The 23,692-nt window shown below is 72.3% G+C and carries 23 protein-coding genes; 7 read left to right on the top strand and 16 right to left on the bottom strand.

All coding sequences use genetic code 11. From position 1 onward, the window contains the following. The coding region (locus HLI28_RS14875; RefSeq protein WP_171248362.1) for a sigma-70 family RNA polymerase sigma factor at positions 1–1,033 on the bottom strand (1,033 nt) is incomplete at its 3' end. A 179-nt stretch (positions 1,034–1,212) separates the two neighbouring features. On the opposite strand from HLI28_RS14875, the gene HLI28_RS14880 reads away from it, so the two are divergent. Further along, the gene (locus HLI28_RS14880; RefSeq protein ID WP_171248363.1) at positions 1,213–1,974 is read left to right on the top strand and encodes a hypothetical protein; all 762 of its coding nucleotides are present in this window, start codon (positions 1,213–1,215) and stop codon (positions 1,972–1,974) included. Positions 1,975–2,047: 73 nt separating this feature from the next. On the opposite strand, the gene HLI28_RS14885 is transcribed toward HLI28_RS14880, so the two are convergent. The 7 genes from HLI28_RS14885 to HLI28_RS14915 form a co-directional block, all read right to left on the bottom strand. Continuing rightward, entirely contained in the window at positions 2,048–2,356 is a 309-nt protein-coding gene (locus HLI28_RS14885) for a DUF1540 domain-containing protein (RefSeq protein WP_171248364.1), read from the bottom strand. A gap of 171 nt (positions 2,357–2,527) precedes the next feature. Continuing rightward, a complete protein-coding gene (locus tag HLI28_RS14890) occupies positions 2,528–2,986 on the bottom strand; it encodes a heat shock protein transcriptional repressor HspR (RefSeq protein WP_171248365.1) in 459 nt (152 codons plus the stop codon). A gap of 38 nt (positions 2,987–3,024) precedes the next feature. Beyond that, positions 3,025–4,032, bottom strand: coding sequence for a DnaJ C-terminal domain-containing protein (locus tag HLI28_RS14895; protein WP_171248366.1), 1,008 nt, complete (start codon positions 4,030–4,032; stop codon positions 3,025–3,027). Positions 4,033–4,171: 139 nt separating this feature from the next. Next, the gene (grpE, locus tag HLI28_RS14900) at positions 4,172–4,831 is read right to left on the bottom strand and encodes a nucleotide exchange factor GrpE (RefSeq protein ID WP_171248367.1); all 660 of its coding nucleotides are present in this window, start codon (positions 4,829–4,831) and stop codon (positions 4,172–4,174) included. Then, positions 4,828–6,717: a molecular chaperone DnaK gene (gene dnaK, locus HLI28_RS14905; RefSeq protein ID WP_171248368.1), complete on the bottom strand. Its 1,890-nt coding sequence runs from the start codon at positions 6,715–6,717 to the stop codon at positions 4,828–4,830. Before dnaK ends, grpE begins: the two co-directional genes overlap by 4 nt. A 169-nt stretch (positions 6,718–6,886) precedes the next feature. Further along, positions 6,887–8,047, bottom strand: a complete 1,161-nt coding sequence (locus HLI28_RS14910; RefSeq protein ID WP_171248369.1) for an MFS transporter — start codon at positions 8,045–8,047, stop codon at positions 6,887–6,889. Positions 8,048–8,150: 103 nt separating this feature from the next. Then, a complete protein-coding gene (locus HLI28_RS14915; protein ID WP_171248370.1) occupies positions 8,151–9,443 on the bottom strand; it encodes a hypothetical protein in 1,293 nt (430 codons plus the stop codon). Positions 9,444–9,620: 177 nt separating this feature from the next. On the opposite strand from HLI28_RS14915, the gene HLI28_RS14920 reads away from it, so the two are divergent. Further along, positions 9,621–10,691 carry a fatty acid desaturase family protein gene (locus HLI28_RS14920; protein ID WP_171248371.1) on the top strand — a complete coding sequence of 357 codons (1,071 nt, stop codon included), beginning with the start codon at positions 9,621–9,623 and terminating at the stop codon, positions 10,689–10,691. 43 nt (positions 10,692–10,734) lie between these two features. Here HLI28_RS14920 and HLI28_RS15830 read toward each other — a convergent pair whose 3' ends face one another. Beyond that, complete coding sequence (locus HLI28_RS15830; protein ID WP_171248372.1) at positions 10,735–11,703, bottom strand: cold-shock protein; 969 nt, start codon at positions 11,701–11,703, stop codon at positions 10,735–10,737. An 82-nt stretch (positions 11,704–11,785) separates the two neighbouring features. Next, positions 11,786–12,457 (bottom strand): O-methyltransferase, encoded by a 672-nt coding sequence (locus tag HLI28_RS14930; RefSeq protein WP_171248373.1) that lies wholly within the window; start codon positions 12,455–12,457, stop codon positions 11,786–11,788. A 63-nt stretch (positions 12,458–12,520) separates the two neighbouring features. Between HLI28_RS14930 and HLI28_RS14935 the strand changes: the two genes are divergently transcribed. Both HLI28_RS14935 and HLI28_RS14940 read left to right on the top strand, forming a co-directional pair. After that, positions 12,521–13,096 carry a 1-acyl-sn-glycerol-3-phosphate acyltransferase gene (locus tag HLI28_RS14935; protein ID WP_171248374.1) on the top strand — a complete coding sequence of 192 codons (576 nt, stop codon included), beginning with the start codon at positions 12,521–12,523 and terminating at the stop codon, positions 13,094–13,096. A gap of 2 nt (positions 13,097–13,098) precedes the next feature. Next, positions 13,099–13,647 carry a GNAT family N-acetyltransferase gene (locus HLI28_RS14940; RefSeq protein WP_171248375.1) on the top strand — a complete coding sequence of 183 codons (549 nt, stop codon included), beginning with the start codon at positions 13,099–13,101 and terminating at the stop codon, positions 13,645–13,647. A gap of 91 nt (positions 13,648–13,738) precedes the next feature. On the opposite strand, the gene HLI28_RS14945 is transcribed toward HLI28_RS14940, so the two are convergent. Continuing rightward, positions 13,739–14,656: a universal stress protein gene (locus HLI28_RS14945; protein WP_171248376.1), complete on the bottom strand. Its 918-nt coding sequence runs from the start codon at positions 14,654–14,656 to the stop codon at positions 13,739–13,741. Between the two features lie 125 nt (positions 14,657–14,781). On the opposite strand from HLI28_RS14945, the gene HLI28_RS14950 reads away from it, so the two are divergent. Continuing rightward, complete coding sequence (locus HLI28_RS14950) at positions 14,782–16,404, top strand: sensor histidine kinase (RefSeq protein WP_343035863.1); 1,623 nt, start codon at positions 14,782–14,784, stop codon at positions 16,402–16,404. Here the strand turns inward: HLI28_RS14950 and HLI28_RS14955 are convergent, their stop codons facing one another. The 3 genes from HLI28_RS14955 to HLI28_RS14965 form a co-directional block, all read right to left on the bottom strand. Continuing rightward, positions 16,405–17,052: a response regulator gene (locus HLI28_RS14955; protein WP_171248377.1), complete on the bottom strand. Its 648-nt coding sequence runs from the start codon at positions 17,050–17,052 to the stop codon at positions 16,405–16,407. A 23-nt stretch (positions 17,053–17,075) separates the two neighbouring features. Further along, positions 17,076–17,615 carry a DoxX family membrane protein gene (locus tag HLI28_RS14960; protein ID WP_171248378.1) on the bottom strand — a complete coding sequence of 180 codons (540 nt, stop codon included), beginning with the start codon at positions 17,613–17,615 and terminating at the stop codon, positions 17,076–17,078. Positions 17,616–17,768: 153 nt separating this feature from the next. Next, positions 17,769–19,814, bottom strand: a complete 2,046-nt coding sequence (locus tag HLI28_RS14965; RefSeq protein ID WP_171248379.1) for a gluzincin family metallopeptidase — start codon at positions 19,812–19,814, stop codon at positions 17,769–17,771. A 265-nt stretch (positions 19,815–20,079) separates the two neighbouring features. On the opposite strand from HLI28_RS14965, the gene HLI28_RS14970 reads away from it, so the two are divergent. Beyond that, positions 20,080–20,319 carry a hypothetical protein gene (locus HLI28_RS14970; RefSeq protein WP_246246830.1) on the top strand — a complete coding sequence of 80 codons (240 nt, stop codon included), beginning with the start codon at positions 20,080–20,082 and terminating at the stop codon, positions 20,317–20,319. Between the two features lie 39 nt (positions 20,320–20,358). Here HLI28_RS14970 and HLI28_RS14975 read toward each other — a convergent pair whose 3' ends face one another. After that, entirely contained in the window at positions 20,359–21,477 is a 1,119-nt protein-coding gene (locus tag HLI28_RS14975; RefSeq protein ID WP_171248381.1) for a dipeptidase, read from the bottom strand. A gap of 45 nt (positions 21,478–21,522) precedes the next feature. Beyond that, positions 21,523–23,094, bottom strand: a complete 1,572-nt coding sequence (locus tag HLI28_RS14980; protein WP_425483399.1) for a SulP family inorganic anion transporter — start codon at positions 23,092–23,094, stop codon at positions 21,523–21,525. A gap of 222 nt (positions 23,095–23,316) precedes the next feature. On the opposite strand from HLI28_RS14980, the gene HLI28_RS14985 reads away from it, so the two are divergent. Beyond that, on the top strand, positions 23,317–23,685 hold the full coding sequence (locus HLI28_RS14985; RefSeq protein ID WP_171248382.1) for a MerR family transcriptional regulator: 369 nt from the start codon (positions 23,317–23,319) through the stop codon (positions 23,683–23,685). Positions 23,686–23,692 lie beyond the last annotated feature (7 nt).

Genomic DNA, 23,692 nt, shown 5'->3' on the forward strand with positions numbered 1-23,692 from the left:
CGGCCGCTCCGGCGCCGGCCGCTCCGGCCCCGCCCGCGGCCGCGGCCCCACCCGCACCGGTGGCCGTGGAGGTCCCGGCAACGGTCGAGGCCCCGGCGGCCGTGGCGCCCGCGCTCCCGGCCGTCGCCCCGGTCCCCACGGTCCCGGCCGTCGCTCCCGCACCCCCGGCACCGGCTCCCACGCCGGCACCCGCCGCCGCGCCCGCGCCGATCGTCGCGGTGCCCAGCGGGAGCGCACCGAGGATCGCGGCCCCGGCGAGGCCGACGATGAGGGGCGCGACGACGGCGCGCATGCCGTGGGCGACGTCGCCGAGCTCGAGCACGAGGGTCCGGCAGTCCTGGCACACCTCGAGATGACGGTCGACCTTGGCGACCTCACGGCGTGCGAGCCCGCCGCGCACGTAGCCACCGAGGAGGGGGTTCACCGCCCGGCAGGAGTCGGCGGGGTCGCCGCAGAGGTGCTGCTGCAGGTAGCCGACCCGCAGCCCCTCCCGGGCGCGGTAGGCCAGGGCCGAGACGCCGTTCGGTGTGAGCCCGAGGATGGGCGCCACCTGGGCGGGTGAGAGCTCCTCGACCTCCGTGTACCAGAGCACGGCCTGCCAGCGCTCAGGAAGCCCGTCGTAGGCGCGGGCGACCACGGAGCTCTCGAACCCGGCCAGCGCGGGGTCCTCGGGGGACGAGGAGGGACCCATCGCGTCCTCGAAGGTCCCGTCGTCGTCGGTGGGCCGGGTGCGGCGCGCGCCGTGGGCGAGGTCCGCGGCGAGACGGCGCACGACGGTGAACAGGTACGCGCGGAAGTGGGTGTCCGGTCCGTGGCCCTGCTGCAGCACGCCGAGGACACGTTGGAAGGCGTCGGAGACCACGTCGTCGGCGTCGCCGTCGCACCGCACGTACTGGCGCGCCAGGACCCGGGCGGCGCCGCTGTGCCGTGCGTAGAGGGCGCCGTAGGCCTCGAGGCTGCCTCCGCGCACCTCAAGGATCAGCTCGCCGTCGCTGGGAGCTGATCCGTCCGATCCCACGTAGACGTCGGTCACGCTGGTCCGCTTCTCGCCCGGTTGTCCGCCTCTGCACCCGCGTCGACACGGGACGGTCACACTCTAGCCGCACCCCGTGCACGTCGCCGCCCGGCCGGGTGGGTGAATCCGGACCGGTTTCACCCGCACACGTCGCGGGTTTCTGCGTCATAGTGGGGGGCCATGAGAGTCACATCAGCATGAGCCTGCCGCCCGGCGACACCGTCGCCGTCGCCACGCGCGAACGCTGGCGCACCACGAGCCTGACCGAGGTCTGGCTGCGCCCGGGCGACTGGTACCATCCGGCCGTGGACGCGGTCGTCGAGGCCATCATCGAGGGCCGCTCGCCCGAGGCCCCCGCGCACCGGCTGGGCAACGCCCGCAGCGCCGCCGGCATCTCCCTGGACGAGACGCTGGAGGACGTCGCCTGCCTGTTCCGGACGGTGGGCTCACCGGTCGACGTCGACGCGGTCCGCGGATCGGCCCTGGGCTGGGCGCTGGGCCGGGAGCGCCGGCCCGCGCTGAGCGGTGTCCGTGATCCCGCGACCGGCCTGCCGACGGCGGACTACCTGGGCGAGCGGCTGCGCGAGACCTACGGACGGGCGGAACGCGACGGCGTCGAGGCGACCGAGTCCCACTGCCTGGTCGTGGTGGACGTGGCCGTCGAGGCGCTGGACCCCTGGCAACGCATGGCACGCGCCGCCTCGGTGGGGCGGACCCTGGACCAGGTGTTCGGCGGCGGGCACCCGATGGCGTCCCTCAGCGACGGCGTCTTCGCCGTGCTGTGCGAGCGCTCGGCGGACATCCCGCGCCTGTCCCAGGGCGTGCGTCGCATCATCGAGCGGAACGCCCAGATCCTCGGGGTCTCCGAGACGATGCGTCGGCCGGTCCGGGTGTGGATGGAGCGGCTGCCCCGTGACCACGAGGCGGCGCTCGACCTCCTCGAGCACCTGCGGCGCTGACGGCCCGCACCGCGACACGAAGGGCCCCGGACGGATCATCCGTCCGGGGCCCTCGTCGTGCTGGGCGCCGTGCTCAGGCCTGCGTGAAGGTGAGGCAGTCGGCGTGGTGGTCGTCCTGGGGACCGGACCCGACGCGGATCGCCGAGGCGCCGCACTCGAGGTCCTTGTTGTGGACGCAGTCGATGCGCTGGCAGGCGCCGACGTGCGCGACGACCTTGTCGAGCCCGCCCTTGGTGCCGAGCGGGATGAACGTGGCGCAGGCGGCGTCACCGGGGACCCCGGCGATCGTGACGGCACCCGCGTGGCAGTCGTGGTCGTGGTTGTAGCTGCAGCCCTCCACCGAACACTCGGTGACCTCGGGCATCTCCATCAGCGTGGTCATGGCCGCTCCTCGGGTCGCTGGATCATCGCCGAACCATTTCGATGATAGGCACGTCTCGGCATTCCTGCCGAGAAACCAAAGGCGACCTGGAAAGATCAGGGCAGGCTTACCGAACGATTCCTGAATTGCGAAAGGACGGCATTTCCAAATTCCGCGGTCGGCGCCGTCGCCTCACCCGCGGTCGCGCGAGGGGCGCCACAGGACCAGCGCTCCGCCACGCTCCCGCCGCGGGTCGATGTCGAGCCGCAGCTCCGAGCGTCGCACGCGGCGTCCCAGCGGCACCGCGACGACGTCACCACCCGTGCCGGCGGCGAAGACGCGACCCTCGGCCTCGTCCCGCGCGGCGATGAGCCCCGCCAGCTCGGAGAGCCGCCGCTCGAGCTGGCCGACCTGGTGCTCGAGGTCGAGGATGCGCTTGATCCCGGCGAGGTTGATGCCCTCCTCCTGGGCGAGGCGCTGCACCTCGAGCAACCGGGCGACGTCCCGCCGCGAGTAGCGGCGGCCACGCCCGCGGGCGCGCCGGGGCACGACCAGACCGAGCCGGTCGTACTGGCGCAGCGTCTGCGGGTGCATGCCGGACAGCTGCGCGGCCTGCGAGACCGTCAGCACCGGTGCGTCGTCGGTGACCATCTCGACCTCCCTCGCGCCCTGAGGTTACCGGTGCGTGCCTACTGGGCGGCCTGGGCGCCGAGCTCCGCGCGCACGTCGCCGGTGTCCACCTGTGCCGCGAACTCCTCCAGCGCCTGCTTCGCCGACCTGCTGAGCTTCTGCGGCACGACGACCTGGATCGTCACGAGCAGGTCGCCGGTGCGCTTCGCCGTCGCCACGCCACGGCCCTTGACCCGCAGCACGCGGCCCGACGGCGTGCCCGCGGCGACCTTGAGACGCACCGTCTCGCCCGACAGCGTGGGCACCTCGACGGTCGTGCCGAGCGCCGCCTCGGCGAAGGTCACCGGCAGCGTCATGCGCAGGTTCGCGCCGTCCATCGCGTACACGGGGTGGGACTCGACGTGCACCTTGATGAGCAGGTCCCCGTCCGGGCCGCCGTTCATGCCGGGCCGGCCCTTGCCGCGCAGCCGGATCTTCTGGCCGTCGTGGACCCCGGCGGGGATCCGCGCGGTCATCTTCCGGCCGTCGACGGTCAGCTCGACCGTCGTGCCCTCGACCGCCGCGCGGAAGGGCAGCGTGGCCCGCGTCTCGACGTCGGCGCCCTTCTGGCGCTGGGGCCTGCCGAACCCGGCCGGGCGCCCACCCGCGCCCCCGCCGAACATCGATCCGAGGATGTCCTCGAAGCCGCCGCCGGTCTGCTGGTACTGGACCCGGGGGCCGCCGGGGCCGCCCGCCCGGCCGGCACCGCCGCCGAACATGGAGCTGAAGATGTCCTCGAACCCGGCCTGGCCGCCACCCGCACCGGGAGCTCCGGCGAACCGGGCACCGCCGCCGGCCATGGAGCGCAGCGCGTCGTACTGCTTCCGCTGCTCGGGGTCGGAGAGCACCGCGTAGGCCTCGCCGATCTCCTTGAAGCGCGCCTCGGCGGCGGCGTCACCCGGGTTCTGGTCCGGGTGGTACTGGCGCGCGAGCTTGCGGTACGCCTTCTTCAGGGCCGCCTCGTCGGCGTCCTTGGGAACGCCGAGCGCGGCGTAGAAGTCCTTCTCGATCCAGTCCTGGCCGGTCACGACGCCTCCTTCTGCCTCTCCGTCACTCGAGCCGTGCGGCGCGCGACGGCCGGTCGGTGGGGCTCGGTCTCGTGCGCGAGAGCCGAGCGAGGTACGAGCGAATCATTCGAGCGCACGAGACCGAGCCCCACCGACGACATCACTCAGGCCCCACGACGCCCACGCGGGCGGCGCGGACCACCTTGTCACCGATGCGGTAACCGGGCTCGACCACCAGGTTCACCGTGGTGGCGGTCGCCTCGGCGTCCGTGTTGTGCATGAGCGCCTCGTGCACGGTCGGGTCGAACTCCTCGCCCACGGCACCGAACCGCTCGATGCCGAACTTGGCGAGCGAGGCGTCGAGCTTCTCCGCGATCGCCGCCATCGGGCCGGACAGCTCGCCGTGCGACTTGGCCCGCTCGATGTCGTCGAGCACGGGCAGCAGCGCCGCGAGCACGTCCTGCGTGCCCTGGGTCCGCGCGGCCTCCTGGTCGCGCAGCGCCCGGTTGCGGTAGTTGGTGAAGCTCGCGCGCTCCCGCTGGAGCGCGTCGAGGTTCTCGGCCGCCTGGGCCTTGGCCTGCAGCAGCTCGGAGTCCTCGGCGGCCTCGCCGACCGGCTCGAAGTCGAGCGCCTCCAGGGGGTCGCCCTCGCCGGACGACGCCGCGGCCTCGTCGGTCCCGGGGGTGCCGCCCTCGGGCGTCTCGCGCTTCTCGCCGGTGGTGGGGTCGACCTTGCGCTTGTCCGTGAAGTGGAAGGGGGAGTCCCCCGAGCCGCCGTTCTCCGGCGGCTCGGGGGTGCCCTGCGTCTCGTCGGACGTCACTGGGAGTCCTTCTTCTCGTCCTCGTCGTCCACGATCTCGGCGTCGACGACGTCCTCGTCGGAGCTCTCGGACTCCGACGACGGCGCGTCGCCCGCCGTGGTGCCGGCGGTGCCGGCGTCCGCACCCGCGGCCTGCTCGGCCGAGTAGAGCGCCTCGCCGATCTTCTGCGAGGAGGCACCGAGCTTCTCGTAGGCGGACTTGATCGCCTCGGTGTCCTCGCCCTCCAGGGCGGTCTTCACCGCGGCGATGTCGCCCTCGACCTCGGAGACGACGTCGGCGGGAAGCTTGTCGCGGTTGTCCGCGATCTGCTTCTCCATCGAGTAGGCGAAGGACTCCGCCTGGTTGCGGGTCTCGGCCTCCTCGCGACGCTTCTTGTCCTCCTCGGCGTGCTCCTCGGCGTCCTTGACCATGCGGTCGATGTCCTCCTGCGGCAGCGCGGAGCCACCGGTGATCTTCATCGACTGCTCGGTACCGGTGCCGCGGTCCTTGGCGGACACGTGCACGATGCCGTTGGCGTCGATGTCGAAGGTGACCTCGATCTGCGGGACGCCGCGCGGGGCCGGGGCGATGCCGGTGAGCTCGAAGGTGCCCAGCGGCTTGTTGTCCCGGGTGAACTCGCGCTCGCCCTGGAAGACCTGGATCGCCACGGAGGGCTGGTTGTCCTCGGCCGTGGAGAAGATCTCGCTGCGCTTGGTCGGGATGGCCGTGTTGCGCTCGATGAGCTTGGTCATCACGCCGCCCTTGGTCTCGATACCGAGGGAGAGCGGGGTGACGTCGATGAGCAGCACGTCCTTGCGCTCACCGCCGATGACACCGGCCTGCAGCGCGGCGCCGACGGCGACGACCTCGTCCGGGTTGACGCCCTTGTTCGGGTCCTTGCCGCCGGTCAGGTCGCGCACGACGTCGGCGACGGCCGGCATCCGGGTCGAACCGCCGACCATGACGACGTGGTCGATCTCCGAGACGGAGATGCCGGCGTCGCGGATGACGGCGTGGAACGGCTCCTTGGTGCGGTCGACCAGGTCCTGCGTCATCTGCTGGAACTGCGCGCGGGTCAGCTTCTCGTCCAGGTGGACGGGGCCGTTCTCGCTCATCGACAGGTACTGCATCGAGATGTTGGTGCTCGTCGCGGAGGAGAGCTCCTTCTTGGCCTGCTCGGCCGCCTCGCGCAGGCGCTGCAGGGCGATCTTGTCCTTGGACAGGTCGACGCCCTCGGTGTTCTTCACCTGCTTGATGAGGTGCTCGACGATCCGCTGGTCCCAGTCGTCGCCGCCGAGGCGGTTGTCGCCGGAGGTGGCGCGGACCTGGATGGTGGAGAAGTCGTCGTCGTCCTTGCCGACCTCGAGCAGCGAGACGTCGAAGGTGCCGCCACCGAGGTCGAAGACGAGGATGAGCTCGTCCTGCTTGGACTTGTCGAGGCCGTAGGCCAGCGCGGCGGCGGTCGGCTCGTTGACGATGCGCTGGACGTTCAGGCCGGCGATCTGGCCGGCGTCCTTGGTGGCCTGACGCTCGGCGTCGTTGAAGTACGCCGGGACGGTGACGACCGCGTCGGTGACGGGCTCACCGAGGTACTCCTCGGCGTCGCGCTTCAGCTTGCCGAGGATGCGGGCGCTGATCTCCTGCGCGGTGTACTTCTTGTCGTCGATCTCGGTGGACCAGTCGGTGCCCATGTGGCGCTTGACCGAGGAGATCGTCCGGTCGACGTTGGTGACGGCCTGGCGCTTGGCGACCTCGCCGACGAGGACCTCACCGGTCTTGGAGAACGCGACGACCGACGGGGTCGTGCGGGCGCCCTCGGCGTTGGCGATGACGGTGGGCTCGCCACCCTCCAGGACGGCGACCACCGAGTTGGTGGTGCCGAGGTCGATTCCGACAGCTCGGGACATGTTGGCACTCCTTGTTCGTGCGGGGGTTGAGTCGTCTGCACTCAACGTAAGACGCCGCCCGGCGGCTGTCCAGTCGAGAGGGACGAAGTTGAGTCTGCCTCACTCAACCTTGCACGGAGCGGCGATATTCCCACAGGTCGGAGGACATGTTCGCCGACGGTGAAGCGCCTCACATCGACGCGGTCCGCCTGGTTGCCGGGACGGCGCAGGCCATGCCCACCACCGTGACGGCGGCGGCCACCACGAACTGGACGGCCATGTCCGTCGACCCTGCGAGAAGTCCCAGCGCCGCGGGGCCGATGATCGAACCGACCGCCAACGCGAGGAGCGTCGCACTGAAGCCGGCGGAGGGTCGCTCGGGAAAGACGTGCCCGCTCCACACCGCGAGCAGCGCCGACATCATCATGAAGCCCGGCCCGTAGAGCGCACCGGAGGCCACGGCCCCCGACCAGGTTCCCGGGAACAGCCCGAGCAGCCCGATGGCGCCGGCCAGCAGGAGCAGCGCGAGCAAGAGGATCCGCCGCAGGCCGAACCGCCTCACCAGGTCGCCCGTGACGAGGCCGACCACCCCGACGACGCCGACGCACGCCCACAGCACCGACCGCGTGGACTCGGGCAGGCCGCGGTCCAGGGCCAGATCGGCGGCGTACGTCCAGTAGAACGCGCTCGACACCCCGAACAGGAGCGCCACCGCGAGGAGCGGCCACGAGTCACCGTTGACGAACCACCGCCAGCCCGGCCCACCGGCCCGACGTCGGGTGGCCGTCCGCCGGTAGGGCTCGGTGGGCAGCAGCCGCGCGTTCCACAGCATGCTTCCCAGGGCGAGGGCCGCGAAGACGATCCACGCGAGACGCCAGGACCCACCGGCGACCAGCGCGACAGGTCCGGCCACGGCCAGCCCGACGGCGGTTCCGGTGCTCACGACGGACAGGACCCGGTCCCGGCTCCGCGGGCGGACCAGCTGGGAGACGGCGTCCGACAGGGGCGCCCAGGCCCACCCCGGACTGGTGCTGGCGAGCAGCGCACCGGTCGCCATCACGCCGGCGTGCGGGGCCAGGGCGATGAGCGTCATCCCCACGGTCGCGCACGCCCCGGCCAGGACCACGGGCAGTCGCGGGCCGAAGCGGGCGGCGAGCACGCCGCCCGCCAGCAGTGCCAGCAGGTAGCTCGCGTAGCTACCACCCGAGACGAGTCCGAGCGTCTCGGTCGACAGACCGAACTCGTCCTCGAACACCGGGACGAACAGTCCGTAGCCGTAACGGGCGAACCCGAAGGAGACCCCGATGATCGACATCCCGGCCAGTCCGACGTGCCACGGTCCGACAGTCATTCGTGCCTCCCGGCCGCGAGCCGGTGTCTCGTACGCGGCCTGCTTCCAGCCCACCAGCCACGTCGGCTCCTGACAAGGGGAACAGGTCGCGCACGGAGACCTGCTATCCGTCCGTCGGGGTATCGACGGGCGTCGGGGTGCCCTCGTCCTCCCACGAGCCCGTGACGAGGACCGGGGAGCCCTCGGTCGACCCTGCATAGCCCCCGGTCGCGTATGCGAGGCAGGCCAGCGCGCGGTCGCCGAGCCGGTACCACTCGTCGGCCGTGGGATACAGCGGGACGACCTCCACGCGATAGCCGCCGTCGACCGGCCAGTCCTCGCGGCATGATGCGGTGGCGCGCTCGGCCAGGTCCGACTCACCGGGGTACTCGACCGGTTCCCGGGGGGCGCCGTCCAGCACCAGCTCGGGCCACACCCCGGAGTCGACGACCTGCCCCGTGTGCGGCGCGTCGCAGTCGAGCACCGTCATCGTCTCGAGGGCCGCCTCCGGTGCGCCAGGCTCGTTGAGGTCGACACAGTCCCAGGTCTCGAGCGCAGCGCGCTCCTTCGACTCCACGGAACCGCCGAACACCGCTGCCCCGGCCCAGGCGACCGCCAGGGCGACGACGGCGGGCACCAGCCACCACGGTCTCCGGGGGCGGGTTGCGGCCTCTGGCGATGCAGCGGACGGGTCCTCTTGCGGGACCTCGGCGCCGGACCGCGCGGACTCCGCCGACGCGACGTCCGTCCTCCGCCCTTTCATGTGTTCCTCGATGATCTTCACCAGCACTCCCAGCACGCCGAAGATCACGAACGCTCGGACCAGGACCAGCGCGGCGCCGACCGACATCTCGTAGCCGGTCACCGGTTGCTCCCACCCGAGCGTGGCCGGCCCGTCGAGCGGGAAGGCGTCCCACGCCGTCCAGAAGACGAGCTCACCGGCACGGGGTGTCGCCGACTCGACAAGCAGGGTGACGAGGGCAACGACGCACAGGAGGAACCAGACCGCCGAGAGACCCGCCCTCGACCGAAGTCTCCAGCGGGAGGTCTCGCGACGGTAGAGGAGCTCGGCACAGCTGACGAAGAACAGCGCCGCGGCGAACAGCCCGGCGAGGCTGAGCAGCACGTAGATCATCACGTCCGCCCAGTCGTCCACCTGCAGCCGGACGACATGGGACCCGGAGAGCAGGACGTAGGTGATGGCGCCGGTGACGATCCAGGCCACGATGTGCATCTCACGCGACCGGAGCTTGTACGGTTCGACGAACCACCGGTACGAGCCCCTCGCCGCCGACGCCACGGGGGCGGCGAGCGTGTCGTGGTCAGGCACTGACACGCTGCCCTGCGAGCCCTCGGCCACGGACATGATCCACTCCGACGCGATCGACGGGTTGCCCGGCGCGACGTCGAGCACCATCTACCGGTGGGGAGCGACACCGCACCGACGCTGATACGGGACGGACGTGCACCGTTCGTTCACAAGTCGTGTGCCCGGCAGGTACCGAGGACCCCGTACGGTGAGGGGCATTCGTCACACGAGCATCACCCCACGCCCGCGGCTGAGAAGTCGACACCCCCGACGACGAGGACGTCCATGACCTCCGCCGCACTGCGCGCCGACAACCCTGTCACCAGCACCTACGCCGCCCTGTCCCGCACCGTGCGGGACGCCGGGCTGCTGCGCAAGACACCCCGCTACTACCTCTGGACGCTGGGTGCGCTCACCGCCGCGCTCGGCGGCGTCGTCACGGGCTTCGTCCTCCTGGGCGACTCCTGGTTCCAGCTCCTCATGGCCGGCGCCCTGGGCCTCGTGCTGACCCAGTTCTCGTTCGTCGCCCACGAGGCCGCGCACAAGCAGGTCTTCGCCTCGGGCCCCGTCAACGACCGCGTGGGGCGCCTCCTCGCCAACGGGGTCGCCGGCATCAGCTACTCGTGGTGGATGACCAAGCACACCCGCCACCACGCCAACCCGAACAAGGTCGGCAAGGACCCGGACATCGCGATGGACGCCATCGCCTTCACCGAGGAGCAGGCCCGCGAGCAGAAGGGCTTCCTGGCGCTGATCCACCGCTACCAGGGCTGGCTGTTCTTCCCGCTGCTCACCCTCGAGGGGCTGAACCTGCACGTCACCTCGATCCGGTCGCTGTTCACCGGCGGGCCGGAGACCCTCCGCGCCCGGATCGACGAGCTCGTGGTGATCGGCCTGCGCCTGAGCCTGTACCTCGCGGTGCTGTTCGTGTTCCTGCCCGTCGGGCTGGCCTTCGCGTTCCTCGGTGTCCAGATGGCCGTGTTCGGCGTCTACATGGGCGCCTCGTTCGCCCCGAACCACAAGGGCATGGCGCTGATCCCCGCGGACAGGAAGCTGGACTTCCTGTCCAAGCAGGTGCTGACCTCACGCAACATCCGCGGTGGATGGTGGATGACCATCCTCATGGGTGGCCTGAACTTCCAGATCGAGCACCACCTGTTCCCCTCGATGCCCCGGCCGCACCTGGCCCGGACCCGGGAGATCGTGCGCGAGCACTGCGCCCACCTGGGCATCCCGTACACGGAGACGAGCCTGCCGGCCTCCTACGGCATCGTCGTGCGGTACCTGAACCGGGTGGGCCTCCAGGCCCGCGACCCGTTCGACTGCCCGATGTTCCACCAGCTGCGCGGGCGCTGAGGAGTCGGGGCCAGGGCGGCGGTGCTCGGACCCGCCGCCGCGCTCACACGATCTCGACGCGGTCGGCCTGCGGCCCCCGGTCGCTCTGGCGCACCGTGAACCGGACCCGGTCGCCCTCCTCCAGCATCTCGGCGCCCCGCACCACCGACACGTGGACGAACAGGTCCTCGCCGCCGTCGTCGGGCGCGATGAACCCGAAGCCGCGGTCCGCGTCGTACCGCGCGACGGTCCCTTCGCCTCCCCGCACCGGCCCGCGGGATGCGGACGGACGGCCCGGTCGACCGCGGCCCGCCACGTCACGCCCGCTCCCCGCGCCGCGCACGACCTGGACGTTGCGGGCGTTCGGCCCCCGGTCGCCGTCGACGACGTCGAACGTCACCCGCGCGCCCTCGGAGAGCTCGGACGTCCCCCGGCCGAGCGCCTTGACGTGGACGAAGACGTCCTCGCCGCCCGCGTCGGGAGCGATGAACCCGAAGCCCTTGGCCTCGTCGAAGAAGGACACGGTGCCGTCGGCTCCGTCCGAGGCCGGCTTCGCGGCCTCCGCCGCGAGCGGGAGCAGGTGGTCGGCCTGCGGCCCCTTCTCCCCCTCGACGACGAGGAACGCCACGCGCTGCCCCTCCGTGATCACGCCGCCGGTGACGATGGCCGAGCTGTGGACGAAGATCTCGCCGCGGCCGCCGTCAGGCGTGACGAAGCCGTAGCCCTTGGTCGGCTCGTACCAGTTGACCGTGCCGAGCACGCCCAGCGGCGCATCGGCAGGCTGGTCGCCCGTGACACGGACCCGGCGCGCCTGCGGGCCCCGGTCACCCTCGCCCACCTCGAACTCGACGGACTGCCCCTCGCGGAGCTGCTTCGGTCCCGTGCCACCGCCGACGATCTCGGACGCGTGCACGAACAGGTCGTCGGCGTCGTTCCCTCGGTCGATGAAACCGAACCCTCGGTCGGCGTCGAACCATCGGACGGTTCCCTGGTGCACGAAGAGCTCCTCAGTGGTGGTGGACGGTGCTGTCATCCAGTGTCCCCCCACAGCACCCCTGACAGGTGCGCCCGGCCGCCGCCGTCGCCCCCGGGGCCTGTCCGGAACCTCACACCGCTCAGGTCACGCGCGCGATCGCGAACCCGTCCCACCCCTTGGCCCCGACCGTCTGGAGTGCGGTCGCGGTCAGCCGCGGGTCGCTCCCCAGGGCGTGCAGGAACCCCCGCACCCCGACGACGTCCGGGTCGTCGTCCTCCGGGTCGACGACGGCTCCCCGGCGGACCACGTTGTCCCCCACGATGACGCTGCCGGGCCGCGTCACGCGCAGCGCCAGCTCGAGGTAGGCGGGCATGTTCGCCTTGTCGGCGTCGACGAACACGAGGTCGTACGGCTCCGCCCCGCGGTCGGCGAGCCGCGCCACGACGTCCAGCGCGCGCCCCACCTCGATGCGCACCAGCGGGCCGACGCCCGCCCGGTCGACGTTCTCCCGGGCGACCTCGGCGTGCCGCGGGTCGATCTCCACCGTCGTCACGTGCCCCGCTCCCCCCACGGCGCGGGCGAGCCAGATGGTGGAGTAGCCGGCGAGCGTGCCGATCTCCAGCACCCGCCGGGCACCGGAGACCTGTGCGAGCAGGGCGAGGAAGGCACCCTGGGTCGCCGTGACCTCGATCGGGGGCAGACCCCGCTCCCGCCCGCGGTCCCGCGCGGCGACGAGCGCCGCGTCCTCCTCCACGAGCTCGCCGGCCAGGTAGGCGTCGACCTCGGACCAGCCCTGCTCCGCGCTCGCCATACCGCCGATGATGGCACCGAACCCGTCCGCACGGGCGGTCGTGGCACGCCGTAGGATCGTCGCGTGCTCACCTCGCTCCGTCGCGGCATCGCGCGTCTGTACTGGCGGATCAGCCAGTGGCGGCTGAAGACCGAACCGGCCCCCGACCGGACCGGCATCCTCATCGGCGCCCCGCACACCTCCAACTGGGACTTCGTCCTCATGCTCGCCATCGCCTGGCGGCTCGGGATCGACGTGCGCTGGTTGGGCAAGCACACCCTGTTCACCGGGTGGCGGGGACCGATCATGCGCGCCCTGGGCGGCATCCCGGTGGACCGCCGGGACCCGTCGCGCGTCGTCGACGACATCGTCGACCGGGTCGCGGCCGGGGAGACCTTCCACCTCGTGGTGACGCCCGAGGGGACCCGCTCGGGCAACGGGTGGAAGTCGGGGTTCTACCGGATCGCCCGCGAGGCGGACCTGCCCATCACCCTGGGGTACGTCGACCGGACGACGATGACCACGGGTCTGGGCCCCACCATGGAGCTGACCGGCGAGGTCACGATGGACATGGACCGGATCCGCGCCTTCTACGCCGACAAGGCGGGCGTCCGGCCCGAGCTTCGCACCGAACCGCGCCTGCGCTCCGAGGACAACTGACCGTGCTCGACCTCGCGCCGGTCGCGCTGCCCGCCGGCGTGACGCTCCGCCTGCTGCACCCCGACGACGGACCCGCCCTGGCCGCGGCGTACACCCGGGACCGGACCCGTCTCGAACCCTGGGAACCGGAGCGGCCGGAGTCGTACTTCACCCCCGAGCACCACGCGCGGACCGTCCCGGACGAGCTCGCCGCGCACCGCGCCGGCCGCACCGTCCCGTGCGTCCTGACGCGCGACAGCGAGGTCGTCGGACGGGTCACGCTGAGCGACGTCGTGGCCGGCCCGTTCCGCAACGCCCACCTCGGCTACTGGCTCGCCGGCGCCGTCACGGGACACGGCGTGATGACCGCCGCCGTCGAGGCGCTCGTCACGCATGCACGGGACGTCGTCGGCCTGCACCGTCTGCAGGCCGCGACGCTGCCGCACAACCACGACTCGCAAGGCGTGCTCGCCCGGACCGGCTTCGAGAAGATCGGCTACGCCCCGCGCTACCTGCGGATCGCGGGCGCCTGGCAGGACCACGTCCTGTTCCAGCGGATCCTGCACGACTGAGACGTCGGCGCTGGTCGACCGGGTCCGCACACAGCAGCGTCCCGCCCGGCCGTCGGGGGAAGACGGCCGGACGGGACGTGTCCCACGGGTCCTACGCGGACTCGTGGGCGATCAGGACCGGGCAGGGTGCGTGCCGCACCAGCCGGTCGGGCATCGACCCCAGCACCCGGCCGACCATCGGCGAGTGCTTGCGTCCGCCGACGACGGCGAGGTCGTGCCGGTTGAGCCGCTGCTGCAGGACGTCGATCGGCACCCCGGTGACGACCTCCGTCGACACCTCGACGTCCGGGAACTTGTCGGTCCAGCGCGACATGATGTCCGTCATCGCCTTCATGGCCTCGTCCCGGTACTCCTGCGAGAGCGCACTGGCCATGGCGTACGGCCCGGCGATGAAGTCCGGGTGCACGGCGTGCACCACGAGCAGCGGCGCAGCGGCGCAGTCGGCCTCCCCGAACGCCTGCTCCAGCACGCGGTCGGCCTGCTCGTCGGTGTCGACGGCGGCCACGACCCGCCAGATCGGGCCGACGCTGTCGCTCGGGGTGACGGAGTGCTGAGCAACGGGGTCGGTCGGCACGACGACGACGGATCCGTGCGCCATCGCCGCCACGGCGGACGAGACGGATCCCAGCACCACCCGGTCGATGCCGCCGAGGCCGCGCTGGCCGACCACGACGACGCTCTCGGGACCCGTGTGGCCCACGAGCACGCCGGCCGGCGTGCCGGAGACGACCTCCCACGAGACCTCGTCCGCGACGGGGGCTGCGGTGGGCCGGTGCTCGCGGAGCTCGACCAGCCGTTCCGCGGCCCGGGAGATCCCCTCCTCCGCCCGCTCGCGGATCGCCTGCTCCCCGAGGCCGAAGCCCGGCTCGGCCGGAGTCGTCGGAACGGTGTACGCGCTCACCACGGTCAGGGTTCCCTGTCGGCGTACGGCTTCGGCGGCCGCCCAGTCGAGGGCCTGCTCACCGGCGATCGAACCGTCGATGCCGACGATCACTCGTGTGCTCTTCATGACGACCTCCTTGGTCTTGCCCCTAGTAGGCCACGGACGCACCGCCGCCCGGCAGTGCCTCTCGCCTCCCCCTGGCAGGCCGAAGGTCCCGGGCCGGACAGCACTGGTCCCGCTACGGTGAACAGGTGCACGACGACGACGTGGACCGCCTGCTCGCGGCCGTGGTCTCGGTCGGGAGGGGTCTCGACCTCGAGACCACGCTGCAGCGTCTCGTGGAGACGGCGTCCGACGTCGTCGACGCGAGGTACGCCGCGCTCGGGATCCTCGGCGAGGACCAACGGATCGCGCGGTTCCTCACCGTCGGGCTCACCCCCGAGGAGATCCGCGCGATCGGCCCCTACCCGACGGGCAAGGGCCTCCTCGGGGAGCTGGTCCGGCACCCGGAGTCGCTCCGCCTGGCCGACATGCGCGGCGACCCCCGGTCGGTCGGGTTCCCACCGCACCATCCGCCCATGCGGTCGTTCCTCGGCGTCCCCCTGCGGGTCCGCGGACGGCCCTTCGGCAACCTGTACCTCACCGAGAAGCGGGGCGGCGGGGAGTTCACCGACCGCGACCAGCACCTGGCCGAGGGGCTCGCGGCCGCGGCCAGCGTCGCCGTCGAGAACGCACGGCTGTACTCCGCGGCACGGTTGCGCGAACGGTGGGCGCGGGGCAACCACGAGATCTCCCGGGAGATCGCCTCGGGCTCGTCGCCGGACTCGGTGATGGACGTCGTCGCCCGTGAGGCCATGCACGTGGCGGAGGCCGACACGGCCGTGCTCGCCATCCGCGCCGACGACGCCGACCAGCTCGTCATCCGCTCGGCCTGCGGTGCCGGGGTCGACGGCCTGGTCGGCACGGCCCTGCCGACGCGTGGCACGTTCGCCGCCGACGCCTACGTCTCCGGCCAGCCCGTGACGACGGCGGACGCGGCCACCGACGACCGCACCACCCCGGCGTTCCGGCCGGTCGACGTCGTCGGCCCGCTGGCCGCGGTACCCCTGGGCGGGCCGGGCGAGACGATCGGCATCCTCAGCGTGGGGCGACGACGCCACACCCCGCCGTTCTCGAGCGTCGCCATCGACTCGCTGCAGGCCTTCGCGGCGCAGACCGCCGTCGCGCTCGAGCTGGCGCAACGTCGTCGGGACGGGGAACGCCTCGCCGTGATCCGCGACCGCGACCGCATCGCGCGCGACCTGCACGACCTGGCGATCCAGCGGCTGTACGCCACCGGGCTGAGCCTGCAGGCGGTCGGGCGCCGGCTGGAGCGGGACGGTCTCGACCAGGACGCCGACCGCGTGGGACGCGCCGTGGACGACCTCGACGACACCATCAGCCTCATCCGCACCACCATCCACGGCCTGCACCAGCCCGAGGCGCAGGACCGTCGGGCCGGCATCAAGGCCCGGCTCATCGCCGAGTGCGACGCGGCCGCCCGGACGCTGGGTTTCCATCCCGCCCTGCGGATGTCCGGCCCGATCGACACGGTGGTGCCGGCGGTCGTCGCGGACCACCTCGTGGCCGTGCTGCGCGAGGCGTTGTCGAACGTGGCCCGGCACGCGCACGCCGGACGGGTCGACGTCTCGGTCGACGCGATCGAGTCGCTCCGGCTCGTCGTGCGCGACGACGGACGTGGCATCCCGGACGACGCCGCCCCCAGCGGCCTGCGGAACATGGAGGAGCGGTCGGCCGAGCTCGGGGGGACGTTCGAGGTCGACACCGGCCCGGGCGGCACGACGGTGCGCTGGCGGGTGCCGCTCAGACGGTGATCAGTGCCGGTCCTCGAGGCGGGTGGCGAGCACGGCGGCCTGCACGCGGCGTTCCAGCCCCAGCTTGGCCAGGATGCTGGAGACGTAGTTCTTCACGGTCTTCTCGGCCAGGTACAGCTCGGCACCGATCTGCCGGTTGGTCATCCCCTGCCCGATGAGGGCGAGGACCCGCTGCTCCTGCTCGGTCAGCCCGGACAAGGGGTCGTCGTCGTGGCGGTCCTGCGCCCGCATGCGCTGCATCACCGCGGCGGTGGTGCGGGGGTCGAGCGTGGAACCCCCGGCCGCGACGGTGCGGATCGCGGCGACGATGTCGGTCCCGCGGACCTGCTTGAGCACGTAGCCGGCAGCACCGGCCATGATCGCGTCGAACAGCGCCTCGTCGTCGTCGAACGAGGTGAGCATGAGGCAGGCCACGTCCATGCGCGAGTGCAGCTCCCGGCACACGGTCACCCCGTCGCCGTCGGGCAGGCGCACGTCCAGCACGACGACGTCCGGGGTGAGAGCGGGGATGCGAGCGAGGGCCTGGGCGGCGGTGCCGGCCTCGCCGACCACCTCGAGGTCCGGTTCGGCCTCGATGAGGTCGGCGACACCGCGACGGACGATCTCGTGATCGTCCACGAGGAAGACCCGCACGCTCGGCTCGCCCATGGCTCTACGCTACGCAGTCGACGTCAGCGCAGCCAGGGGAACCGCTGCACCAGCTCGGTGGAGCCCCAGCGCTTGCCGAGACCGAGCGTGTCGCCGGCGAGGATGGCGGCCAGGCCGACCAGGAGGACGGCGTCGACCAGGTGGTAGTCGACGAACGGGTTGTTCTCCAGCGGCAGCGAGGCGAGCCACATGAGCAGCATGAGGATCGCGCCGGAGACGGCGGCGACACGCATGCCGATACCGAGCAGCAGCGCGAGGCCGATGCCGAGCAGCCCGAGCATGAACAGCCAGTCGATGAAGACGTTGTTCGCGAGCGAGCTGAAGAAGTCGCCGAACGTCCCCTCGGCGTTGCTGAGGTACCCGGTGGTGGGCGAGCCGCCCGAGATCCAGGCCCGCTCGGCGGGCGTGGCGACGCCCAGACCGAAGGTCTTGTCGAAGAAGGCCCAGAGGAACTCGACGGCGAGCAGCAGCCGGACGACGGCGAACGTGTACGCCGCGGCCGGTGAGAGCGAGGTCTCGCGCACGGTGGGGGTCGATGCCTGGTGCGCGGAGGCGGTGGTCATGACGATCTCCTCCTTCGACCGGGAACTCCGGTCCTGGGCACCGGGCGGTTCCCGGTGTCAGCACCAGACTCGCGGTCCCGTGCCCCCGGGGGCAGGGTGCAACGGCCCTGACCTGCGGGCCCATGGTCCCGCCCCCGGGGCCGAAGGTCCCGATCAGGACACCGAGGGCTCCGCGGGGACGCGCTCGGCGTCCGTCCCCTGGCCATCGGTGCCGTCGCCGTCGGTTCCTTCGCCGTCGACGCCGGGCGCGGCCACGACGGCGACGACCCGGGGCTCCGTGAGCACGGCCGCCCGCCGTCGGCGTCGGCGCCGGACGACGAGCCACGGGACCAGCACCAGCAGGGCCAGTCCCACGAGGGCACCGATCACGAGCGCGATCCCGACCCACAGCGCGCGGTCGGCCCGCTCCGTGGTCTCGGTGGCGGCCAGCTGCGCCCTGTCGAGGTCCCCCGACGCGAGCGCCTCGGCGGCCTCGGTCGCCGACGCCTCCGCAGCGAGCACGCGCTCGCCCAGCTCGGTGACGGGGTCACGGTCGGCGGCGACCGCCTCCGTGGCGGCGTGCACCTGCTCCAGGGTGTCCGTGGTCCGGGGCAGCAGGTCGCCCACCTCGGTGAGGTCGGAGACCGACCCGGCGTCCTCGTAGGCGGCCCGGATGCTGTCCGGGACGCCCAGGCCCGTGCGTGCGGCGGCCTCCTGCAGGGCCGACGCCTCCACGGTCAGCGGGTCGAGGACCTCGAACACCTCTCCCGCCTCGTCGTAGTCCCAGACCGTCATGGCGCGGCGCAGCGTGTACGGGGCGGCCCAGTCGCCGTCGGCGGCGTCGAGACGCTCGTACTCGGCCCGGGCGTCGGCACGCTCGGCGAGCTGCTTCTTCTGGGGTCCCGTCGCCACCCACTGCCGGAAGACCTTCGTGCCGTCCACCCCGCCGCGCTCGGCGGCCAGGTCCAGGAACCGCTTCCAGTCGACCGTGCCGAAGCGGTGCTCCGTGCTGCCCGCCGGCTCGTAGGCGCTCTCGCCGGCCACCGCCGACCGGACCACCTCGGTGAACGTCTCGTCGTCCAGGTCGCCCAGCAGCTTCTCGACCACCGTGTAGGAGGCGGCGTACCCGTAGGTCTCCCGCGCCTCGCCCCCGCCGTCGGACCACTTGTTCAGCGCGACGGCGCCCTTGCCGTCCCGCTTCGGCGCCTTGCGCGGGGTGCCCTTGCCGTCGAGGGAGTCGATGACGCGGAAGGCGGTCACCTCGGTCAGTCCCTCGGACAGCCAGCGCTCGCGCACCGTGTCCTCGTTGAACCAGGCGTGCCCGAGCTCGTGGAACAGGGTGGCCTCGTCGAGGTCCTCGGCGAGGACGATCTCGCGGCCCGTCTCGTCGTACCAGGCGTAGCCGAGCACCTGGGGGGAGACGTCCTCGCGGATGACCTCGATGTCGCCCGGCCAGTCGGATCCGGTCAGCCCCTCGATCACCGGCAGTCCCTGCGACACCCGGTCGGCGGCGAAGTAGAGCCACGCGTCGTCACCGCGGAAGGCCTGCAGGGTCAGGCTGGTGTCCCCGACCTCGATCTCCCGCTCGTCGGAGCGCTCGTGGTCACGCAGGGACACCACCGCCCAGGTGCCCACGTCCTCGATGTGGTCGTCGAGGGAGTACACGGTGCGCTTGCCCTCGGTGTCCGGGGTGAAGCGTGCGGTGGCGTCGAACGTCATCGAGCTCGGGGCGTCGACCTCGACGCTGGTCCTGCCCTCGTCGCCGTAGGCGAAGACCGCGAACGTGCCGTACCCCGGGCCGACCCGCGCCCAGCGGTCCGACCGGATCGGGTCGCCGGCGATCGTGTAGGTCCACTCGATGGTGCGCGACCGGCCGTACCGCAGCGGGGAGAACCCGGCGGTCGCCCACCGGATGTTCGGGTCCTCGGAGTCGACGGTCGAGATCCTCAGGTCGACGCCGCCGCTGCTCGCCCGGAGGTTCTTCGCGCTGGACGGCACCCCGATGCCGTAGGCGTCCCAGTAGTAGTAGGTGTTGCCCCGGTCGGGGGTGACGTTGGTGATCGTGGTCGTCACCGTGGCGGTGACCTTGCCCTTCTTCGACACCACGTACCGCGCGTGGGACTCCTCGGTGATCCCGCCCGCGGCGGCCGCCGGGGCGACACCCGCCGGCACGGCCACGAGGCCGGCCAGCGCCAGTCCCGCCACGAGCAGCGTCGTCATCGTGCGGCGGACGAACCGTCCCCCGCGCCTGCGTTCGGTCTGGTCCGTCCGTGCCACACACACCCCGTCGTCGTCCCGGCGGTCACGGTGGCCGCCGCGCGCCGATCGTAGCGGCTGCCGCGCCGCAGCAGAAGGCCTGGTCAGGCGCGGTCTCGGCCCGCGACCGTCGAGGCCGCCCCGCTCGCGTGCTGACACGGCGTGCGGTACACCGGGAGGGTCAGCGTCGACGACCTGGGGGTACCTCATGCAGAACGACGCCGGAGCCATGACGATCGCACTGCTGACCGCCTGTTCCGAACCGGACCTGGGGATCCGCTCCACCATCGTCCAGGAGCTGCTCGACGAGGCCAGCCAGGACGCGCACCTGGCGCGCCAGGTGATGACCACGATGCTCACGGCGTCGGTGCTGTCCTTGCGGGCCTACTCGGAGGCCACCGCGCGCGAGCCCGGGACCGTCCTGCAGGCGCTCGGCATCTCCTGGTCGCGCCGGACGCTCGGCGTCTGAGCCGTCGGTCCCACGTGCCCTCGCGACGGGAGTGCGCGGTCAGCGCTCCGCGTCGCGGAGCACCCGCAGCACGTTGCCGCTGGTGAGGCGGCCGAGGTCCGCGTCGGACCAGCCTCGCTCCGCCAGCACCTCCAGCAGCGCCGGGTAGCCGGACACGTCCGCGAGCTCGGGGGCGAACCCGCTGGCACCGTCGTAGTCCCCGCCGAGGCCGACGTGCTCGACGCCGGCCACCTCGCGCACGTGCTCGACGTGGGCGACGACGTCGGCCAGGCGCGTGGGCGGTGCGGGCCGGGTCTCGCGCCAGTCCGCGAGGAACGCGCTGAACGCCAGGTAGTCGGTCGCGCGGATCCCCTGCTCGGCGGCGGCCGCGGCGGCCTCGTCCTTCCACTCCGCCACCGCCGGCGTGACGAAGTGCGGCACGAAGGTGACCATGCAGACGCCACCGTTGCCCGCCAGCCGGCCCAGGACGTCGTCCGGCACGTTGCGCGGCACGTCGCACACGGCGCGGGCGCTCGAGTGCGAGAAGACCACCGGCGCCGTCGTGACGTCGAGCGCGGCGTGCATGGTGCCCGCGGCGACGTGCGAGAGGTCGACGAGCATGCCGAGGCGGTTCATCTCGCGCACGACCTCGCGGCCGAAGTCGTTCAGGCCGCCGTGCTCGCTCGGCTCGTCCGTGGCGGAGTCCGCCCACGGCGTGGAGTCGTTGTGGGTCAGCGTCATGTACCGCACGCCGAGCTCGTGGAACATGCGCAGCACGCCGAGGGAGCCGTCGATCGAGTGCCCGCCCTCGGCGCCCAGCAGGCTCGCGATGCGCCCGTGGGACCAGGCGTCCTCGACCTCCGCGGCGGTCGTGGCGAGCTGCAGCTGGTCCGGGTACCGCTCGACCATGCGGTGCACGCCGTCGATCTGCTCGAGCGTCGCCACCACGGCGTCCGCCCCGGGGATGGTGGTCGGCACGTAGACCGACCAGAACTGCGCCCCCACTCCCCCGGCTCGCAGCCGGGGGATGTCCGTGTGGGTCCGGTCCGCCGTCGGCCCGGCGATGTCGAGCAGGTCCCAGTCGTAGCCGACCTGCTCGCGGGCCTCCCACGCCAGGTCGTTGTGCCCGTCGGCGACGGGGTGCTCGGCCAGCAGGGCGCGGATCCGATCGCTCACCATGTCGGCGACCCTAGCGCCGGTCGCCCCCGCCGGCCGAGCGGCGGCTCAGTGCTCCGCGCCGAGCTTGCCCGCCAGTCGGTCCAGCCGCTCCCGGCTGTCGTCGTTGAGCCCGCGGAACTCCACGGTCTTGCCGTGCACGGCGTACTTGTGCTCGACGGCGTCGAGCGCGGCGACGGTCGAGGCGTCCCAGATGTGGGCGTTGGACATGTCGATGATCACGCGCTGCTCGTCGCCGGAGTAGTCGAACTGGTAGACGAGGTCGTTCGACGACGCGAAGAACAGCTCGCCGTCGACGGCGTAGACGCGCTCGCCGTCCTCGTCGGAGGCGTCCAGACGGGTGACCGTCGTCAGGTGCGCGACCCGCTGGGCGAACAGCACGGCCGCGACCACCACACCGGCCACCACGCCGTAGGCGAGGTTGTGCGTCCACACGGTGACGACGACCGTCGAGAGCATGACGCCCGTCTCGGCCCACGGCATGTTGCGCAGGGTCGAGGGGTGGACCGAGTGCCAGTCGAACGTGGCCACCGAGACCATGATCATCACGGCCACGAGGGCCGCCATCGGGATGACCGACACGACGTCACCGAGGGTGACGACGAGGATCAGCAGGAAGACGCCGGCCAGGAACGTCGACAGCCGGGTGCGCGCGCCGGAGACCTTCACGTTGATCATCGTCTGGCCGATCATGGCGCAGCCGCCCATGCCGCCGAAGAACCCGGTGACCAGGTTGGCCACGCCCTGGCCCCACGTCTCGCGGGTCTTGTTCGAGTGGGTGTCGGTGACGTCGTCGACGAGCTTCGCGGTCAGCAGCGACTCGATGATCCCGACCAGCGCCATGGCGAACGCGTACGGCGCGATGATCTGCAGCGTCTCCAGGGTGAACGGCACGTCCGGGAAGAACAGCGCCGGCAGGGAGTCCGGCAGGTCGCCCTGGTCGCCGACCGTGGGCACCGCGATCGCCGCGACGACGGTGAGGATCGTCAGGAGCACGATGGCGACCAGCGGCGCCGGGACGACCTTGGTCAGCCGCGGGAAGAACACCATGATCGCGAGGCCCGCGGCCACCAGCGCGAAGACCGTCCAGCGCTGGTCGGAGGGCACCGCGTCCCCGAACAGGTGCGGGATCTGCGAGGTGAAGATGAGGATCGCCAGGGCGTTGACGAATCCGACCATCACCGAGCGCGGGATGAACCGCATGAGCCGCGCGACGCCGATCAGGCCGAGCACGACCTGGATCACCCCGCCGAGGATCACGGTGGCGATGAGGTAGTCCAGACCGTGGTCGCGCACGACCGGGGCGATCACCAGGGCGATGGCACCGGTGGCGGCGGAGATCATCGCCGGCCGGCCGCCGACGAACGCGATGGTGACGGCCATCGTGAACGAGGCGAACAGACCGATCTTGGGGTCCACGCCCGCGATGATCGAGAACGCGATGGCCTCGGGGATGAGGGCCAGCGCCACGACGAGTCCGGCGAGGACCTCGGTGCGCAGCCGCGTCATCGAGCTGAAGGCGGCCTTGAAGGAGCCGGACGAGGTCGCCTCGGGGGCGCCGGTGACGGGCTGGGGTTCGGGGGCCGGGTCGGGCAGGGAGGCACGCAGGTCGGTCGACACGCGGAGGCTTCCTCTCGGTTCGGTGGCGCCGTGGGCGCACGGCAGACCGAGAGGGACCGCTCGACGACGGGCTCCCGGCCGGGGACAGGGCTCAAGGGGCGCGGCGTCGCGCGAAGGATTCGGGTGTCGCGGCCGACGGCGCCGGGCGCACGTCCGCCCGCGACGGGCCAACTCTACCCTCACGTGAGGGTAGAGTTCACCCTCGTGTCTCACGATCCGGCCATGCATCACATCGGGGCCGTCGCCGAGCGGACGGGCCTGTCGTTGCGCACGCTGCGCCACTACGACGAGGTCGGGCTGCTGCGCCCCTCGGCACGGTCCGAGGGCGGGTTCCGGCTCTACACCGACGCGGACGTCGAGCGGCTGCTGCTGATCCGCCGCATGAAGCCGCTGGGGTTCTCCCTGGAGGAGATGTCGGACCTGCTACGGGTCGCCGACACGCTCGGTGCTGAGGCCGTGGACCCGGACGAGCGTCCTGCCGCCCGGGACCGGCTCGCCGGCTACGTGACCGCGGCGGAGGAACGGCGCGCCGACCTGGCGCGCAAGCTCGAGATGGCCGACGAGCTGATCGCGCTGCTGCACCGGCTCTGACCGCGCC

The sequence above is a fragment of the Isoptericola sediminis genome, assembly GCF_013085345.1.
In the GTDB taxonomy this organism is placed as follows: Bacteria; Actinomycetota; Actinomycetes; order Actinomycetales; family Cellulomonadaceae; genus Isoptericola; species Isoptericola sediminis.